At 42.9% G+C, this 17274-nt stretch carries 15 protein-coding genes; 4 read left to right on the top strand and 11 right to left on the bottom strand.

What is annotated here, in order from left to right; translation table 11 throughout:
* Nucleotides 1-130: 130 nt before the first annotated feature.
* On the bottom strand, nt 131-538 hold the full coding sequence (locus DSL64_RS09845) for a DoxX family protein (protein ID WP_115830569.1): 408 nt from the start codon (nt 536-538) through the stop codon (nt 131-133).
* Between the two features lie 177 nt (nt 539-715).
* Here DSL64_RS09845 and DSL64_RS09840 point away from each other — a divergent pair, with 177 nt between their 5' ends.
* Both DSL64_RS09840 and DSL64_RS09835 read left to right on the top strand, forming a co-directional pair.
* Complete coding sequence (locus DSL64_RS09840; protein WP_115830568.1) at nt 716-2974, top strand: TonB-dependent receptor; 2259 nt, start codon at nt 716-718, stop codon at nt 2972-2974.
* Nucleotides 2975-3124: 150 nt separating this feature from the next.
* Nucleotides 3125-3433 carry an isoamylase early set domain-containing protein gene (locus tag DSL64_RS09835; RefSeq protein WP_115830567.1) on the top strand — a complete coding sequence of 103 codons (309 nt, stop codon included), beginning with the start codon at nt 3125-3127 and terminating at the stop codon, nt 3431-3433.
* 77 nt (nt 3434-3510) lie between these two features.
* Here the strand turns inward: DSL64_RS09835 and DSL64_RS09830 are convergent, their stop codons facing one another.
* The 3 genes from DSL64_RS09830 to DSL64_RS09820 all read right to left on the bottom strand — a co-directional run bounded on the left by DSL64_RS09830 (nt 3511) and on the right by DSL64_RS09820 (nt 10459).
* Nucleotides 3511-4434: a hydroxypyruvate isomerase family protein gene (locus tag DSL64_RS09830; protein ID WP_115830566.1), complete on the bottom strand. Its 924-nt coding sequence runs from the start codon at nt 4432-4434 to the stop codon at nt 3511-3513.
* 82 nt (nt 4435-4516) lie between these two features.
* Nucleotides 4517-7207, bottom strand: coding sequence for a PVC-type heme-binding CxxCH protein (locus DSL64_RS09825; RefSeq protein WP_229217018.1), 2691 nt, complete (start codon nt 7205-7207; stop codon nt 4517-4519).
* 171 nt (nt 7208-7378) lie between these two features.
* Complete coding sequence (locus tag DSL64_RS09820) at nt 7379-10459, bottom strand: PVC-type heme-binding CxxCH protein (RefSeq protein ID WP_115830565.1); 3081 nt, start codon at nt 10457-10459, stop codon at nt 7379-7381.
* A gap of 156 nt (nt 10460-10615) precedes the next feature.
* Between DSL64_RS09820 and DSL64_RS09815 the strand changes: the two genes are divergently transcribed.
* Nucleotides 10616-11200, top strand: coding sequence for a hypothetical protein (locus tag DSL64_RS09815; RefSeq protein WP_115830564.1), 585 nt, complete (start codon nt 10616-10618; stop codon nt 11198-11200).
* Between the two features lie 2 nt (nt 11201-11202).
* Here DSL64_RS09815 and DSL64_RS09810 read toward each other — a convergent pair whose 3' ends face one another.
* A complete protein-coding gene (locus DSL64_RS09810; protein WP_115830563.1) occupies nt 11203-11487 on the bottom strand; it encodes a putative quinol monooxygenase in 285 nt (94 codons plus the stop codon).
* A 69-nt stretch (nt 11488-11556) separates the two neighbouring features.
* On the opposite strand from DSL64_RS09810, the gene DSL64_RS09805 reads away from it, so the two are divergent.
* Nucleotides 11557-12483, top strand: coding sequence for an alpha/beta hydrolase (locus DSL64_RS09805; RefSeq protein WP_115830562.1), 927 nt, complete (start codon nt 11557-11559; stop codon nt 12481-12483).
* A 65-nt stretch (nt 12484-12548) separates the two neighbouring features.
* On the opposite strand, the gene DSL64_RS09800 is transcribed toward DSL64_RS09805, so the two are convergent.
* From DSL64_RS09800 to DSL64_RS09775, 6 genes are all read right to left on the bottom strand, one after another.
* Nucleotides 12549-12965, bottom strand: a complete 417-nt coding sequence (locus DSL64_RS09800) for a T9SS type A sorting domain-containing protein (RefSeq protein ID WP_115830561.1) — start codon at nt 12963-12965, stop codon at nt 12549-12551.
* 113 nt (nt 12966-13078) lie between these two features.
* On the bottom strand, nt 13079-14068 hold the full coding sequence (gene moaA / locus DSL64_RS09795; RefSeq protein WP_115830560.1) for a GTP 3',8-cyclase MoaA: 990 nt from the start codon (nt 14066-14068) through the stop codon (nt 13079-13081).
* Nucleotides 14069-14098: 30 nt separating this feature from the next.
* On the bottom strand, nt 14099-15004 hold the full coding sequence (gene moaCB / locus DSL64_RS09790; RefSeq protein WP_115830559.1) for a bifunctional molybdenum cofactor biosynthesis protein MoaC/MoaB: 906 nt from the start codon (nt 15002-15004) through the stop codon (nt 14099-14101).
* A 27-nt stretch (nt 15005-15031) separates the two neighbouring features.
* On the bottom strand, nt 15032-15478 hold the full coding sequence (locus DSL64_RS09785; protein ID WP_115830558.1) for a molybdenum cofactor biosynthesis protein MoaE: 447 nt from the start codon (nt 15476-15478) through the stop codon (nt 15032-15034).
* Between the two features lie 18 nt (nt 15479-15496).
* Nucleotides 15497-15736 carry a MoaD/ThiS family protein gene (locus DSL64_RS09780; RefSeq protein WP_115830557.1) on the bottom strand — a complete coding sequence of 80 codons (240 nt, stop codon included), beginning with the start codon at nt 15734-15736 and terminating at the stop codon, nt 15497-15499.
* A gap of 10 nt (nt 15737-15746) precedes the next feature.
* Nucleotides 15747-16937: a molybdopterin molybdotransferase MoeA gene (locus tag DSL64_RS09775; protein ID WP_115830556.1), complete on the bottom strand. Its 1191-nt coding sequence runs from the start codon at nt 16935-16937 to the stop codon at nt 15747-15749.
* Nucleotides 16938-17274: the final 337 nt, after the last annotated feature.

Below are 17274 nucleotides of genomic sequence, written 5' to 3'. Positions count from 1 at the left end.
AGCATACGATAACGAGTTTGTTCATAAAAGGGCAGCGTAAATCATACGTTTTCCTTGACTTTGTCTTAGCTATCTCAGTGTGACAGTACTCTACCATTGTCACACTGAGCTTGTCGAAGGCCTTTAAACCTCAAAACAACTTCTTATCCAGCGAGAATTTCCCTGGCCCTGTGAAAAACAATGTGATGTAAGGCACAAGGAACAATAGAGCATGCTCCTTCACATCATACGGATCGTTGTCATGGATAATAAAGAATGCTACACCCATAGTAAAGATAAGCGGAATCAATACTGCTCGTGAAGCAAGCCCCAGAATCAGCAACAATGAACAGAATACCTCTGCCCCTACCGCCAATATCAGCGAGGGCAACTCCCCTATTCCGATAGGATCTGCAAAACCATGACTTCCACTGATCAGTTTATTGAACTTGGGCAAGCCATGTGTAAGCATCATTACAGAGATTCCCACGCGTAAAATTAAAACTCCCCAATCGGCACCAGCCGGCAGATGAGCCGGTTTCAAAAACTTCTTAAACATAATACTTCAATTTTTTCTCCAATAACGGTTCTTTTCTGATTCCAGAAAAATAAACGAAAATATTTATCATTAATTTTACAATGCAACATTGTTGCATATTTTTATATATCAAGTTTTATTTTTAGGTTTACCTAAATTTATATCTAGACCTAGTTAAATAAATAATTTGAAGTATATATGAAGTTACTCCTACTTTTACTGAGCATCCTACCCATTGCCAGTTTTGCTCAACATACACTTTCGGGTAAAATCACGTTAGATGGCAAGAATGAGCCAGCTTTCGGCGCATCTGTGTTTATACAGGAACTCGGAACCGGGACTACAGCCGATACTTCCGGTAAATTTGTCATCACTAACATTCCTTCAGGCATCTACACGCTTAAGATCAGCTATATTGCTCATCCTACTCTCACAGAAAAAAATCTGCGTGTTCAGCAGAATGTGAAAAAAGATTTTGTGCTAAGCCAGGGAGCCAATGCGCTGAATGAAGTAGTTGTAACAGGGACAATGAAAGAAGTTTCTAAATTGGACAGCCCTGTTCCTGTGGATATCATTACCGCAAAATTCCTTTATAAAAATCCTGTTCCAAGCATTTTTGAAGGTTTAAGTTATGTAAACGGAGTTCGGCCTCAGCTAAACTGTAACGTATGTAACACGGGCGACATCCACATGAACGGACTTGAAGGGCCTTATACCATGGTACTCATTGATGGTATGCCGATGGTGAGCGGACTCTCGACTGTCTATGGTCTTTCAGGGATTCCTAATAGTCTTATTGATCGTGTGGAGATTGTGAAAGGTCCTGCTTCTACCCTATATGGCTCGGAAGCGGTGGGAGGACTAATTAACATCATCACTAAAAATCCATCAAAAGCGCCTGTTTTTTCAGCAGATGTATTCAGTACTTCCTGGCTTGACTATAACGTTGACCTTGGCGTTAAACTCACCCCTGGCTCAAAAGTAAGTTCATTACTGGGTATCAATTATTTCAACTACCAGCGCCCAAAAGATAACAACGGCGATGGGTTTACCGATCTGACACTGCAAAACCGGATTTCTATATTTAATAAATGGTCGTTTTCTCTGCCCAACAACAAATCTGCAAGCATAGCCGCCAGATATTACTACGAAGACCGGTGGGGTGGACAAATGAACTGGAACCGGTCTTTCAGAGGCGGTGACGAGGTGTATGGAGAAAGCATTTATACCAAACGTTACGAGGTACTGGGAAGCTACGAATTGCCGGTTCAGGAGAAAATAACCTTACAATATTCCTTCAGCTCGCATAATCAAAACTCGGTATATGGTGATGTACCTTATATGGCCGATCAAAAAATAGGTTTCGCCCAGTTGCTTTGGGACAAGGAACTGGGAAAGCATAGTTTACTTTTCGGAACTCCTTTCCGTTACACCTATTACAATGACAATACACCGGCCACCCGCCAGTCGGATGGAGAAGACCATGGCGATCAGACGTATCTCCCCGGAATATTTGTTCAGGATGAAATGAGGTTGGGCAAACATACACTATTGCTCGGGGCGCGATACGATTACAACAGCAGACATGGCAGCATATTTACACCCCGGATGGCTTATAAGTACAAGTTCAACCAGACTGATGTGGTAAGACTGAATATCGGGCGTGGTTTCCGTATCGTCAATCTTTTTACAGAAGATCACGCAGCCTTAACAGGATCGCGGGATGTGATTATCAAAGAAGCATTGAATCCTGAACAGAGCTGGAATGCCAATATCAATTATGTAAAAAAGATTGTCACAGGAAGCTCATTCGTGGGATTGGATGCATCGCTGTTCTATACTCATTTTACAAACCGCATTTTACCTGACTACGAAACCAATCCCAATCAGATTATATATGATAATCTGGATGGCTATGCGGTATCAAAAGGGGTAAGTCTGAATCTGGATTTCAACTTTCCTTTTCCGCTTAAGATCATTGCCGGTGGTACCTACATGGAGAACTTCCAAAAAGAAAATGGGGTAAAGTTCCGACCCGTCCTGACAGAGAGATTTACCGGCATCTGGTCCTTTTCGTACGAACTGGAAAAATCAGGATTATCATTTGACTATACCGGGAATATTTACGGACCTATGCGTCTTCCGTTACTAAGTAGTGAAGATCCCCGGGCAGCAAATTCTCCGGTTTGGTCATTGCAAAATCTACAAATCACGAAAAAATTTGATAACGGACTTGAGATATACGGAGGCGTCAAAAACCTGCTCAATTTCACCCCTCCATCAAACTCTATAGCCCGTTCTTTCGACCCATTTGACAAAGATGTCACGTTCGATAATCAAGGACAAGTGGTGGCCACTCCGGGAAATCCTTACAGGCTAACTTTTGATCCATCGTACGTTTTTGCACCCAATCAGGGACGAAGAACATTTCTGGGAATGCGGTATACATTTCGATAAAAATCCTCTAAAAATTGCACCAGAAACATGTTTACAATTGAAATGATATAATTTTTCAAAGAAGGAGAACGTATATTATACTGATATTCATTGCATTGAATAATCTATGATTGTATCTTTGTGTCATCACTAAAAAAACACTACGAAAACATGGCATTAACAAAGACATTCGTTAAGAGCAAATCCCTCTATAAAGTAACATTTACTGTACCTGCTGAGGCAGTTGCTGAGACTAAAAAAGTGGCACTTGTAGGTGAATTTAATGGCTGGAATCCTGAAGAGGCTATCGCATTGAAAAAGCAGAAAGATGGTTCTTTCAAAACCAGCCTGGAACTGGCAGCCGGAGAATACCAATTCCGTTATATCCTTGATGACCAGAAGTGGGAAAACGACTGGGAAGCAGATAAGTATGTACCTGCAGGAGTAGACGCTACCGAAAATTCTGTAGTAGTACTTTAATTGAGACAAAACAAAAAAGCTGAAATTGATCTCTGTCAGTTTCAGCTTTTTTGTTTCCTGATTTTTAAATCCGGCCCTTATATTTTAAAAGCATCGCTTTCCTGATATGCTTTGATAAGTGCTTCTTCACCTTCTTTTCCGGCTTGTGAATTGCCGTGCTCCATACCCATAATGAACGACTTATTTTCCTTTTTGCTACGGTCGTAAATGTATTTGAATACATTTTTAAAATTGATTTCACCTGTCGTAGGTTCTTTTCTGCCAGGTTCGTCGCCGATCTGGAAATAATCAATCTCACTCCAGGTTTTATCGATATTGTAAATCAAACGTCCTTCATTTTTCTGCATATGATAAATATCGTACAGAATTTTACAGGATTTGCTGTTTACCCCACGACAGATCTCATACGTTTGTTCAGAAGTACGTAAGAACAAATTAGGCGAATCGCTCAATGGCTCCAGCACCATCACCAACCCATGCGGCTCCAGTATTTCTGCACCACGACGCAACGCATCAATCACATTACCTGTTTGCACACCAAGAGGCAGATTTCTCTCGAAATCACCTGGCACAACGGTCATCCATTTCGCATTAACTCTTTTCGCGACCTCAACCGCTTTTTTACAGCCATTCAGGAAAATATCAATATATTCCTTTTTACCAGCCGCCAGTGTATTGGCTCCATTTCCTCCTTTATCCACCACAAAAACACCCATCTCCATTTTCAGACGAGCCATTTCTTTTGCTATTTTCTCCTGCTCTTCTACTGGTCTTCCCATCATGCCATTGTCCTCCAAAGCCATGAAACCATTGTCAGCCATGAATTTTAACTGATCAATGACATCCTTTCCGGCTGAGTTCTGGAACATCCCGAAATGAGAAGCATATTTCAGCTTAAATTGATTTTTTGCAACTGGACCAGCTTGTCGGGCAAAAGTTTCACCAGCAGCTACAGCGCCGGCTATTCCTAGTGTGGATTTCACAAAATTTCTGCGAAGCATATTCTTTCCTGATGTTATGTTTTAAATGTAAAGGGAATTGGAGCCCGAATATACCGCCAAAACCGATTTCAATCCCAAACCGCTATCTTCTTTTACGGCGTTTACGCTTGTCTTTTACATCAACAGGTTCATCAGGTGTAGCTACCACCTCCACCGGTTTTGGTAAAAAGGGCATCAATTCCGTCCTTATCTCTTCCCTGAAAGCATTCTTCAATCCGTCAATCGCTGCCTCTTTCACTTCTCCGTCAAACCTGTTCGTTTTCAAAAGTTTCATTACCACATCCTCACCGGGCCAACTACCACCTAAGAAACGGGCTGCACTCGCCTGAACGTCTCTGGATTCTCCCTGATTCAAAGCAGCTTTTTGCAACAAGTAAATAGCCTCCGTACTGCCTGATGTTTTGATCGAAGCCAAAAGCGCTATCTTTTTATCTTCAGGCAACCGGGCTAATTTTTCCGATATAGAGGTAACGCCCGCCTGTTCCAGCAAAAGTTTTCCTGCATCCCTTCCAATCACTTCATTGTGTTTTTCCAAAGCCAGTCGGAACAACCGGTCATTTTCAGTGGTAGGCTCGTAACGCTCCACCAACTCTATATAATCTTCCGTACCGTAAGTTTCGTCCAGCAATTTATTCAAAGCAGTAAGCCCCTGTTGGGAATTGCTGACAAAGGATTTGTCCAAATGCAATAATGCCAGTTTACTTACCTGAATACGATCAGAAGCAGGTACTTCCATTACATGCAGCAACGCCTGAGTTTTTTCGTAACCGGCATGAAAGAAATCAAAGGCGCGGAAATAACGCAGTCTTTCCTTAAAACTGACCGCCGTATCAGAAGCCAGGGTTGTCAGATATGGGATTGCTTTTCTGGTTCGGGCAAGCCAAATAATGTCTTTACCGGCAGGTGTAAGTTCTGGCCTGGCACCGGCACGTTCAAGCCAGGCGGGAAATATGCGTTCCCATTGATCATACGCTCCAATGCTCAGCGCTTCTACCGACCAGCGATCGTGGCCTTTATATTGTTTTGCCAACTGCAACCAAACATCCAATGCTTCATAAGTGTGGTTATGATTAATGGCCAGAGCACATTCCCTGCGTACCTGCGGGTGAGGGTCAGAAGTCAGCCTTTTGATATATTCAGTAGGATCGCTGTTACGCTGGCGTACTGCCCGAAGCGCTACTATTCTCAGGTTATGATTCAGCTCTCTGAAAGCAATATCCAGACTCCTGTAATTGAAACCTTCGATATTATTAAGTACCCAAAGTGCGCGTGCTCTCAAACGTGGATTGACAGCCGGGTCCCTGAAGAGCTTTTCCAGCTCCTCTTCAGCCTGCCAGCCCAATTTCACACAAGCGTTCCAGGCCATATACCGCATAGAAAGATTGGGATTTTGCAGTGCTTTCACTGCTTCTACAGGAGAAGTAAGGTCATAAGCGGGGATGGCATACGGTGTGCCCGGAGGAGCGATCCGATACAAACGTCCACGGCTTTTGTCTTTCATTTTGTGACTGCCAATCACCGGATCGTACCAGTCTGACACGATGAGCGAACCATCAGGTGCTACACACACATCAGAAGGGCGGAACCATTTATCACGTTTACCTTCTACCAAAGGAAGAATTCCGGTCGATTTAAAACCGGCCCCCTCATCTTTTACAGGAAAAGCATTTACCGAATTTAAACCTGCATCTGCAAGTATGATCTGATCCCAAAAACGACGTGGTAACAAAGTTCCTTCGTAGATAGTCATCCCCATTGGAAATCCTGAACCGGTTTCCATTAAGTTGGGGACAACCCCCGGATCATTCTGATGCCAGTGTCTGCGTGGGATTTCATCTTCAAGATTGGTCCTGTTGATGCGCCAGCTATTGTTGTTCATCTCATCCACATAACCGAAGTTGCCGTTTTCCATGACATACGATACCCTGTCACCGGCATTCCCCGGCTCTTCCTGATCAGATTGCCAGATAGTTCCGTAACTGTCAACAGCCAGCTCAAAGCCATTTCGGAAATTCTCAGCCAGGATCTCTACCTTTCTGAAATCCTGTGTACAACGGAAAACTACACCTTGTTTATATTGTCTGAAATCAATAGGTCTTTCATATTTATCCAGTAGCGGCCTATCCTGGCCATCTACCAACTGCCTGCCTGCATTGCCATAGTTGAAATAAAACTTTCCATCAGGACCAAAAACAAAGGAGTGGATACCGGCATCGTTTTGAGCCCCTCCTATCCCTTTGAAAAGAATCTCTTTTTTGTCGGCTTTATCGTCTCCATCAGTATCAGTGAAAAGCCACACATACGGACTCTGAGAAACAATAGCTTTGTTACCCATTACCCAAATACCCATTGGCGCATTGATCTCCGGCCCCTGGTAAAAGACCTTGGTTACATCCGCTTTCCCATCTCCGTCTTTATCTTCAAGAATGAGGATCCGGTCACCCATACCTAATTCAGACTTGCCATTCACTGACGGACGATAATTGTAACCTTCCAGGACCCACACACGACCACGATGGTCGACATCAATACTGGTTGGATTGACAAGATTGGGTTCTGAAGCAAAAAGGGTAGCGTCCAGCCCATCGGCAGCCTGAACACCTAGCGCCGCATTAATCGAAAAACGCTTCTCAGCTTCAGAGAATCGTGCATAAACAGAATCAGGATTTGTTACTACAAGAGAATCGGAAGTCTGAGAAAATCCGGAAGTATGGAGAAAGAAAAAGCTTGCAGCAAAAAAACAGCTAATTCCCTTTAAATTAAGTCGTTTCAAAATGTACTATAATATCGCGGCCACTAATCAAAAAACATTTAAAATTACCTGTTGTTTTCGGGAATAAGAAATCAAAGTTCACGACCAGGTCTATAATTTACTGATTGGATACAAAAAAGTGAGAGCCAGTTCAACAGAACCAGCTCTCACTTTTTAAAACTTAAACTAATCTTATTTCTTTTTCAGACTTGTCATATACTCAACCAGATTCACAAGCTCTTCAGTACTCATCGCATCCTGAAGCCCCGCCGGCATCATCGAATCTTTCATTTGTTTGATCGACTTCACCTGAGACATCTTATATTCCTGTGTAGCTCCACCCGGAAATTTCAGTAAAAGATCCGTTTCTGTTTTACTTGATACAATACCCGAAACTGTCGAGCCGTCTTTCAAAGTCACTTCAAAACCTTCATAACCGAAGCCAATACCTGCGCTCGGATCAAATATCGCTGCATAAAGCGCCTCCTTCGGCAACTTGTCACCGATTTCAGAAAGCTTTGGTCCGAAATCCATTCCATCCGCATTGACCTGATGACAAACCGAACAATACATTGCAAATACATCTTTTCCTTTTGCAACATTACCTTTCATGGTGATCAGTTCTTTCACAGCAGGATGTTTCTTTGCCACCGTTCCTTCTTCCTGCAGATATTTGGCAGCTTCTACTTTCACAGCTTTTCTCCATGCTCCACTCACACCCTGCACAGCCGCAGACTTCAGCTCACCTGCTATTTTACCTTCCTTCAGTAACACCAAAACTTGATCCTCTCCATTCATAGTACCGCCCATTGCCTTTACAGCAGCAGTCCTCAGAGCCATAGAATATTTTGGGTCTGTAGTAACACTTTGTAAAATCCCCAAAGATTCTTTGTTACCCACACCTTTAATGGAAGCAAGAATATTTTCACCTTTGGTCTGATCTTTACCTTTGATAGTAGTCCAAACCAATGCGCTACCGCCTTGCTTCAGCAACTGCTGCCCTGCCTGTCTTCCCAGGTTTTCATTCGATTTAGACAATGCAAGATCAAGTAATCTCCTGTTCTCTGAAACCAGATCATAACGGGAAACAAGCTCCATGTACACTCCATTTCCATAATTTGCATCCAATACCTTTTTCAAAGCTGCCTGTGCATCTGCAGATTGTTTCACAAAAGCAGGATCTAGGTGACGTAGTGCCAGATTGCTGATTTCAACCTGATTAGCTGCTTTTCCTTTCATAATTTTCAGCAAGGCAGCAGACTTTTCTTTTCCTCCCGGATTAAAATCAAACGCGCGGAAATATCTCAAACGATTCTTCAAATCCACAGATTCATCACTTGCAAGGGATGCCAGCAAATCTACAGACTCCTTACTTCTTGATCTCCAGACAATATCTTTTCCAGCTTCTGTGGCTATTGGATTAGCACCTACAGCCGCGAGCCATGCTTTGAAGAAACTATCCCATTGTCCTTCAGCACCTATTCCCAATGCTTCCAGATACCATCTGTCTTTTCCATCGTATTGTTGTGCAAGTTTTACCCAGTAACCTGCCATTTCAGGTGATTTGTCTCCGTAAATTGCCAAAGCGCATTCACGTCTTACCTGCGGTTCGGAGTCGTTGACCAATATGGCCAGATATTTACCTAGCTGAGAAGTTCTGCTCTGTTTCACGATTCTCAATGCGGTAATTCTCAAATCCGGATTTGTGCTTTTTAAAGCTGTTTCCAGATAGGTATTATTCGACTTATCAATATGACTCAATGCCCAAAGCGCACGCGCCTGCATTCTCGGGTTTGAATTATCAGCATACAACTTTTCAAGTTCCGGTACAGCAGCGTTACCCAACTTCGTCAACGCACTCCATGCCTGATATCTTACCGATAAGTTAGGGCTTTGCAAAGCAGCGACGGCACCTGCTGCGGTTGAGAAGTCACTCTTTGGGATACGGTAAGGAGTATTAACAGGAGCAATTCTGTACAAACGTCCTTTGCTCTGGTCACCTGCCTGGTGCCCTCCCACGCCCGGATCATACCAGTCGGATACGATTAAGGATCCATCCGGTGCCACACATACATCCGACGGTCGGAACCACTGATCTCTTTTTCCATCTACGATATTGACAATTTTAGCGCTGTAACCCGCTCCCTGATTCTGTACCGGATAGGAACGAACCACATTATGTCCCGGCTCGCAGTGAATCATTTGTCCCTGGAAAGTTTTAGGTAACAAATTCCCTTCATATATCACCATACCAGTAGGAGAACCTGATCCTGTCTGTAGAAGATTGGGAACTACGCCCGGGTCATTCAGATGCCAGTGGCGATACGGAATTGAATCCTCCATATTAGTACGGTTTGCACGCCAGCCTGCACCTGTCATTTCATCAGTATATCCGTAATTTCCATGTTGCATGACATAATTGATGCGGACGCCCTTGTTGCCATCGTCATCATTATCCGACTGCCACATGGTACCGTAGCTATCTACAGCCACTTCATAATTGTTTCTGAAGTTATGACCCAGCACCTCGACATTTGTAAAATCAGGATCACAACGGAAAACAATTCCTTGTTTCAGTTTCTTGAAGTCAATGGCTTTACCGTCTTTTCCTAAAACAGGTTTTCCGTCTCTCCCTAACAACTGACCACCTTCATTCCCGAAGTTAAAGTATAACTTTCCATCCGGCCCTAAGGTAAATGCATGCATACCATGATCATGCTGTTCGCCGCCAACTCCTTCAAAAATAACTTCTTTTTTATCTGCCTTGCCATCTCCGTCGCTATCTGTGAACAACCATACATAAGGACTTTGAGAAACCACAACCTGATTGCCCATCACCCAAATTCCCAACGGAGAATTGATTTCTTTGCCCTGATAGAAAACAGTTGTTTTGTCCGACTTGCCGTCTCCGTTTGTGTCTTCCAGTATCAATATACGGTCACCCTTGTCATTCGTCGGATTTCCATTGATAGCAGGACGGTAGTTATATGCTTCACAAACCCAAACCCTCCCCAGATGGTCCACATCAATATTGGTCGGGTTCGTAATAGTTGGCTCAGCTGCAAAAAGTGATGCCTCCAAGCCTTCGGTCAAAGTCAAGCCTGCAACGGCATACTTCGGAGAGCGTTTTTGAGCATCTGTAAGATCCTTGTACAAACTATCCAGAGTCAGCTTATCTGCCGTACTCGGATTGGACCGCTGATAAGACGCCACGGAAAGGCTGAGCAGGGCACCACCGGCAACTGCCAGTCCCAGGGATTTTGTGAAGTTCATGGAGTGATTAAAATTTTAAATATCAGACATTTCCGATTACAACCCATTGCGGATAAAGCCTATCCGAGAGAGTAAAGTGAGCAAAATTATTGTTATTATTCGAATAAATATTGGTAAATTTAAATAATAAGAAATTATTAATTGTCATAATTACACATGAAGTCAACATTTTTTTACCTGCTTTCTTTTTGCTCCCCTTATCTTGTCCAGGCTCAAACTTTACCTGCGGCCGTACAAATTAAAACGGCCATCCTAGCAGCGCCTGTTGACAAGCGCGATGGAGCCAAAGTATATGGATATGCCTCCGACGGAACTTTCACAGTTTTACGGGAGGGGACTAATGATTTTATATGCCTGGCCGACGATCCTAAAAAGGAAGATATTGGCGTTTCCTGTTATCATAAAGATCTGGACCTATTTATGGAGCGGGGAAGAAAACTTACCAAAGAAGGCAAAAGTCAGAAAGATATTTTCGATATAAGAGAAAAAGAGGTGAAAGACGGCTCGCTCAAAATGCCCAAACAACCTTCAACATTATATGTTTTATCCGGCAAAAAAGATCAGTACGATTCAGCTACAGGTGCTTTGAAAAACAGCTATTTGCGCTACGTTATTTACATACCTTTTGCCACAGCAGAAAGTACCGGACTGCCTCTCAAACCGGATGCTGAAGGAATGCCATGGATTATGGATCCCGGGACACATCGTGCGCACATTATGATCAATCCTGCAAGGCAATAGCGCTAAACTTGTTTCAAAGAGAAAGCAATAGCTTTTTCCCTGAACAACTTTTTAGTTTCTGTCCACACCGTAACAAAGAAATCAGTTTGGCGATAAGCATTCAGATCTTCTACTGATTCCCAGTGACTGTGTGTGACGAACACATCCGAATCATCAATATCCTGTAAAAGTTCGAGATGACTACACCCTGGCATACCCAGAATGGTATCGTAATACTTTTCAAAAATAGTATGGAAAGCATCTGCGTTTCCTTCCGAGAAGGTCATGCGAACAATTCTGACAATCATAAATCCGGGATGTGTTAAAGCTACAGGGTATATAGATGGCCGCTGCGTCTTTTCAAAAAAACTACAACGATGAAAATTAAAGTTATAACACTTCTTGTATTAAGCCTGACCGCTTTTGCTTTTCAATCTATGGCTCAAACCGAAGTTATCAATCTTTGGCCTGACGGCAAAGTACCCAATTTTAAAACCAGCGATATACAGGAAAAATCTGTGACAGACGCCAGTGGAATACTTCGGATCAGCGGGGTAACAGTCCCGACAATTACAGCCTATATTGCTCCGAAAGAAAAAGCAACCGGTGCTGCGGTAATGATTTGTCCGGGGGGTGGATATGGAATCCTGGCAGCCTCGCATGAGGGCAGCGATTTTGCCAAATGGTTTAACGAGCGTGGTATATCCGCCTTCATATTAAAATATCGTTTGCCAAATGACAAAGCAATGACCAAACAGCACGAGGTTCCGTTAATGGACGCCATGCAGGGCATGGAACTGATTCGTAAAAATGCAGCAAAGTGGAATATCGATCCTTCTAAAATTGGTGTGATGGGCTTCTCCGCAGGCGGACATCTCGCGGCTACCTTATCTACGCATTACAATTTGGGGGCAAGGGCATCTGAGCAAGCCAAACCGAATTTTTCACTATTGATTTACCCCGTTATTTCTTTGTCTCAAAAAATTTCTCACGGTGGCTCACGCGATAATTTATTGGGACCTGATAAATCAGAAGAATTGATCAAATATTATTCAAACGAATTGCAGGTGTCCGAGAAAACACCAACCGCATTTTTGGTACACACCATGGATGATGGAGCGGTGCCGGTTGAAAATAGTATCGAATATTACCTGGCACTCAAAAAATTTAAAACGCCTGCCGAAATGCATCTCTACCCGACGGGCGGACACGGATATGGCTTTCGTACAGAAGGGAAAGGATCTTTGGCCAACTGGCCGGCAGCACTTGAAGGCTGGCTGAAAGCAATGGGATACAGTAAATAAGCGAATCTCAAATGGAAGAGGTTGCAGATTGAAGTTTAGCTCCATTCTGCAACCTCTTTTATTTTTTAGTTCATGGCAACTAATGTACGTGAAGGCGCTTCTGTTACCTCATTAGTAGTGAGGTTAATCTTTTTGACAATCATTTCTTTATTATCAGATATTTCAAGAGTATATCTGCCATCTGTAACTTCTGAGAAATTCAATTTTCTTCCAAATTTCTCCAACGATTTAGAGACAGTTTCTTCGTGAACAACCTTTCCTTTGCTGTCCAGCAGACGTAGTTTCACACTTTCTCCTTTTTGCTTTTCCATCAGCACGTTCATGGTGAGTGTATTCTGAACGCGATACATACTTACTTTAAAATTTTCGCAGCTGTTGTTTTTACATTCTCTTTTAACATCGAACGGAGCAGCGAAAACAGATGCATTAAGGGCAACGACACCGCAAGCGGCAAGAACAAAGTTTCTCAATAATTTTCTCATGGCTATGAAGGTTACTCAGGTGTATATTTTTAAATATTTCACCAAAGATGTCTTCACACCTGCCTATGTTGCATGGTTTGTATGAAAGGTAAAAAACAAGGATGAACGGTTACTTAACCTCCGATGGCAATCATAGTCCTGTTTTGCTCATAATCAGACCTGGCCGTTTTATCATCGAAACCGACATGCCCTCCGTGAGCAAAATGTTTTTTATGGAAGTGACTTAATATGATAGGACGAACATCCTCGCCATTCCGGAGAGGTGTCAGCAAATCTATTTCTGATGTATCGAAAAGGCAGTTTTTCAGCTTTCCATCTGCAGTGAGCCTGATCCGGTTACAACCTGAACAGAACGGATGCGTTACAGTTCCAATAATCCCAAACGTCCCTGCAGCTCCATCCACTTGATACCTGCGCGCGGTGTCATGAGGTTCGGCCATCAGCTGACGAAATTCAAACTCAGCATTAATTTTAGAAAGCAGTTCATTGTGCGATACGATTTTGGACATATCCCATTGATTTCCGCTAAATGGCATGAATTCAATAAATCTGATATGCAGAAGCGGATTTTCGAGCGTTAAATGAACAAAATCATTCACTTCGTGATCATTGAGGCCTCGCATCACCACTGTATTGAGCTTTACTGTAAATCCTTCTGAAAGCAACAATGCGATATTATCCCTTGTCTTCTGATAGTGATCCCGCTTGGTAATACCCTTAAACTGAACTTCATTCAGGGTATCCAGACTGACGTTCAGCGATTTCACACCAGCATCTTTTAGCTTGGGCAGATATTCATCGATCAAAACAGCATTTGTGGTCAACGTCAGAGCTGTATCAAGTTTTCCTAGTCTGTCAATGATATCCCCGACATCTTTTCTTACAAGAGGTTCTCCGCCGGTAAGACGGATCTTATCCACTCCCATCTCCACAAAAATACGGGCTAACTCCTCCACTTCGTCTGCCTGCATCAACCATTTGGACGGCATAAACTGCATATCTTCCTGCGGCATGCAGTAAGTACAACGCAGATTACACTTATCTGTCAGCGATATGCGCAGATAAGTATGTTTACGTCCAAATGTATCCTGAATAGACATCATTGATAATAGAGTCGGAGCCCCGGTTTTAAATTAGTGGCGGGTTCCCTGCATAACACTAAAAACATGCAATACGTGCGGAAACAATGCATCCATATATTCTGTAACTGCTCCGGTACTTCCCGGCATAGCAATTACAAGTGTATTTTGTATCAATCCCGCGACCGACCTTGACAGCATAGAAGTAGGTACGCGCTGCTGACCGTATTGTCTGGCCGCCTCCGCAATACCCGGAATTTCCCTGTCCAGAAGTTCGCTCACCGCCTCGGGTGTTATATCCCTTTGCGATAAGCCGGTTCCTCCGCTGATCAATACCAGATCGTAGCTATTGGCAACCAGCCCTTTCAACTTTTCCTGAATTAAATCTTTATCGTCCCTGATTATACCATAATCCTGAACTTCCAAAGACAGCGCCTCCAGCCTTTCAATGATTTTTTTTCCAGAACGATCCTCTCCTGCCCCTGCCGATATCGTATCCGAACACACCAAAACGGCAATTTTCAAATCGCCCTCAGGTGCTTTGCGGTCGCTTTTTCCACCCTTCTTTTCAAGCAATCGGATATTCCTGATCTCAACACTTTTGTCAATAGGTTTGAGCATATCGTACATGGTGAGAGCCACTACTGATGCTCCATGCATGGCTTCTACTTCCACTCCTGTTTTATAAATCGTCTTGACAGTAAGCTCTATTACGATGGATAATGCTTCAATTCTGTAGTTAACACCGGTATATTCAACGGGAATCGGATGACAGTCAGGTAGCAGATCCGGCGTCTTTTTTACAGCCAGAAATCCAGCTGCTTTTGCCATTTCAAAAACATCACCTTTAGGTACGACCCTGTTTTGTATAGCCAGAATAGTCTCCGGCTTACTCACCATCACTGTTGCTTCCGCAGTTGCTATGCGTAACGTATTTATCTTATGGGTTATATCAACCATTCAGTATTTCAATTTTAACAAATAGAATCAGGAATTTTCTTTCCACACATATCCACCTTCCGAAACAAGCTCTTTTCCGAAAATCGGAATATTGGCTTTAATCTGCTCAACAATATATTCAGATGCTTCGAATGCCACCTTACGATGCTTAGAAGAGACAAATACAAACAAACTTATTTCACCGGTAGGTACCAGTCCCAGACTATGATAGATATGCATACAGATCAGATCAAATTTTTCAAAAGCCGATTCTCTGATCTGATGGAAACTTTCCTCCGCCATCTCTTCATAAGCAGAATACTCGATGCCGGTCACAACTCCACCCTCCTTCTGGTCGGCGCGAATCTGTCCCAGGAATAGGGCATGAGCACCTATACCTGTCTTAGACTGATGACTGGCTATTGACTTTGCCACAAAATCCGGATTGATCGGCCCCTGAACAAATACTTTTTTTGGTTTCTTTGTCTTATCCATCTTTAATATTGATTGTATTCAGCCTCCTGCAAACGGCGGCAGCAACGCCAGCTCTGACAAACGACCTATCAGGACTGAATCTGTCGCTATTTGTTTGTTTACCGCTATTTTAAACTTTTTCCCTTTCAACAAAGGATATTTCTCCTCCACCTTCTCTCTGAAAGTGCCTACGGTTACCTGCTCGTTCAGCGTCCAGCTTTCACTCTGCAGACCCGTAGTCTCGGACAACATCCCAAAATACATCACCTGAACATTCATATCAACTTTCTTAACGTGGTATTAAATGTACTTCTACTAAATCTCCGGATTTCACTTCCCGCTGTTCCGATGGCAGATAAATAATTGCATCAGCAAGCGCAAAAGACCTGATTGCAAAAGATTCCTGTCCGTCCAGCGGCAATACTCCGGATTCGGTCACCATGGCTTTCAGAAATTCATCGCGCTCACCTGTAAAGGAATAATCGCTGGCTACAGGCATTTGAACTGATTTCAGAAAGCAGTCTTTCCGACCATATAAGCTACGTATGGCGGGCAATACATATTCATAGTAACACACCAAAGACGATGCAGGATTCCCCGGTAGAGCAAAAAAAAGTTTTTGTCCCTTTTTCCCAAACAACAAAGGCTTACCCGGCTTTTGCTTTACCTTGTAAAAGATCGTTTCGGCACCCAGTTCTGCCAGAGCAGTTCCCACAAAATCATAATCTCCTACAGAAATCCCTCCGCTGGCAAGAACAACATCATTATTCTGGTAAAGCAAATCCAATGCTTCTTTCGTCGCTTCCAGATTGTCCTTCGCATGTAAAATACTTATATCGGTAATTCCTTCCCGTTCCAAAGCAGCCCGTAGCATCACAGAATTGGATTCGTAAATCTGTCCGTGGCTGATTTCACCGCCAGCCTCGACGAGTTCGTCGCCGGTAACCAGCAAACCAACTTTTGGTTTCCTGTAAACGTTTACCTGATTTATATTCAAACCTGCTAGAAAACCGACCCCTCCTGCAGACAATAACGTGCCTGCCGGCAAAGCAATATCTCCCTGCCTGATCTGCTGACCTATATTTCGGATATTCTTCCCTTCTGTTACCGGAAACTCATGGATGCGCACACTATCCCTTTCCCGGGTGGTATGCTCCTGCATGACCACAGCGGTAGCCCCTTCAGGCACAGGCGCGCCTGTAAAAATCCGGACCGCGTTTCCTCTTTCAACAAACTGTACCTTATTCTCCCCAGCCTTTGCCTCTGCTTCAATACATAGTACTATATCGGTAGCGGTAATATCTTCATGATATAAGGCGTACCCATCCATCGAAGATTGACGGAATGAGGGAAGTGATATGGGCGCAATCAGATCTTCAGCGATTACATAATCAACTGATAATGAAAGATTCCTTGTCTCTATAGAAAGCGGTTCGGAATACGTTATTATCTTTTGTTTAGCCTCTTTAACAGATACCATTTTTATAGCAATTTCAGAACTGCAAGATACAATAAGCGAATGATGATAGTGAAAAAATGTAAAACAAAGAGGGAAATCAATATTGTAGAAATATAAAAATTATACTACAAAAATAGCCTTGAATTAATGTAACCAACTGTATATCAACACGTAAATTATCTACAAATATATACAATCACTGTTTTGTCATATATCACACAAATAAACCAGTTCGGCAGATTGCCACAAAAACGGATGATTATTTGTGCTCACGATACTAAAAAGGCGTTATTATTGGGCGCTCCCTGTAATTTGCAAAATTTAGTGATATTAAATAAGTACTATTAATATAATACTA

The sequence above is a fragment of the Dyadobacter luteus genome (assembly GCF_003383615.1).
GTDB classification, from domain to species: domain Bacteria; phylum Bacteroidota; class Bacteroidia; order Cytophagales; family Spirosomataceae; genus Dyadobacter; species Dyadobacter luteus.
This window is presented reverse-complemented; position numbering and strand designations above follow the sequence as displayed.

What these genes read in the sequence shown, in the direction of transcription:
- DSL64_RS09810 (WP_115830563.1), bottom strand. Translation starts at nt 11,487, where the DNA reads ATGATTGTCAGAATTGTTCGCATGACCTTCTCGGAAGGAAACGCAGAT.
- moaCB (WP_115830559.1), bottom strand. Translation starts at nt 15,004, where the DNA reads ATGGTTGATATAACCCATAAGATAAATACGTTACGCATAGCAACTGCG.
- DSL64_RS09840 (WP_115830568.1), top strand. Translation starts at nt 716, where the DNA reads ATGAAGTTACTCCTACTTTTACTGAGCATCCTACCCATTGCCAGTTTT.
- DSL64_RS09820 (WP_115830565.1), bottom strand. Translation starts at nt 10,459, where the DNA reads ATGAACTTCACAAAATCCCTGGGACTGGCAGTTGCCGGTGGTGCCCTG.
- DSL64_RS09780 (WP_115830557.1), bottom strand. Translation starts at nt 15,736, where the DNA reads ATGAATGTTCAGGTGATGTATTTTGGGATGTTGTCCGAGACTACGGGT.
- DSL64_RS09815 (WP_115830564.1), top strand. Translation starts at nt 10,616, where the DNA reads ATGAAGTCAACATTTTTTTACCTGCTTTCTTTTTGCTCCCCTTATCTT.
- DSL64_RS09830 (WP_115830566.1), bottom strand. Translation starts at nt 4,434, where the DNA reads ATGCTTCGCAGAAATTTTGTGAAATCCACACTAGGAATAGCCGGCGCT.
- DSL64_RS09800 (WP_115830561.1), bottom strand. Translation starts at nt 12,965, where the DNA reads ATGAGAAAATTATTGAGAAACTTTGTTCTTGCCGCTTGCGGTGTCGTT.
- DSL64_RS09835 (WP_115830567.1), top strand. Translation starts at nt 3,125, where the DNA reads ATGGCATTAACAAAGACATTCGTTAAGAGCAAATCCCTCTATAAAGTA.
- DSL64_RS09845 (WP_115830569.1), bottom strand. Translation starts at nt 538, where the DNA reads ATGTTTAAGAAGTTTTTGAAACCGGCTCATCTGCCGGCTGGTGCCGAT.
- moaA (WP_115830560.1), bottom strand. Translation starts at nt 14,068, where the DNA reads ATGATGTCTATTCAGGATACATTTGGACGTAAACATACTTATCTGCGC.
- DSL64_RS09775 (WP_115830556.1), bottom strand. Translation starts at nt 16,937, where the DNA reads ATGGTATCTGTTAAAGAGGCTAAACAAAAGATAATAACGTATTCCGAA.
- DSL64_RS09785 (WP_115830558.1), bottom strand. Translation starts at nt 15,478, where the DNA reads ATGGATAAGACAAAGAAACCAAAAAAAGTATTTGTTCAGGGGCCGATC.
- DSL64_RS09805 (WP_115830562.1), top strand. Translation starts at nt 11,557, where the DNA reads ATGAAAATTAAAGTTATAACACTTCTTGTATTAAGCCTGACCGCTTTT.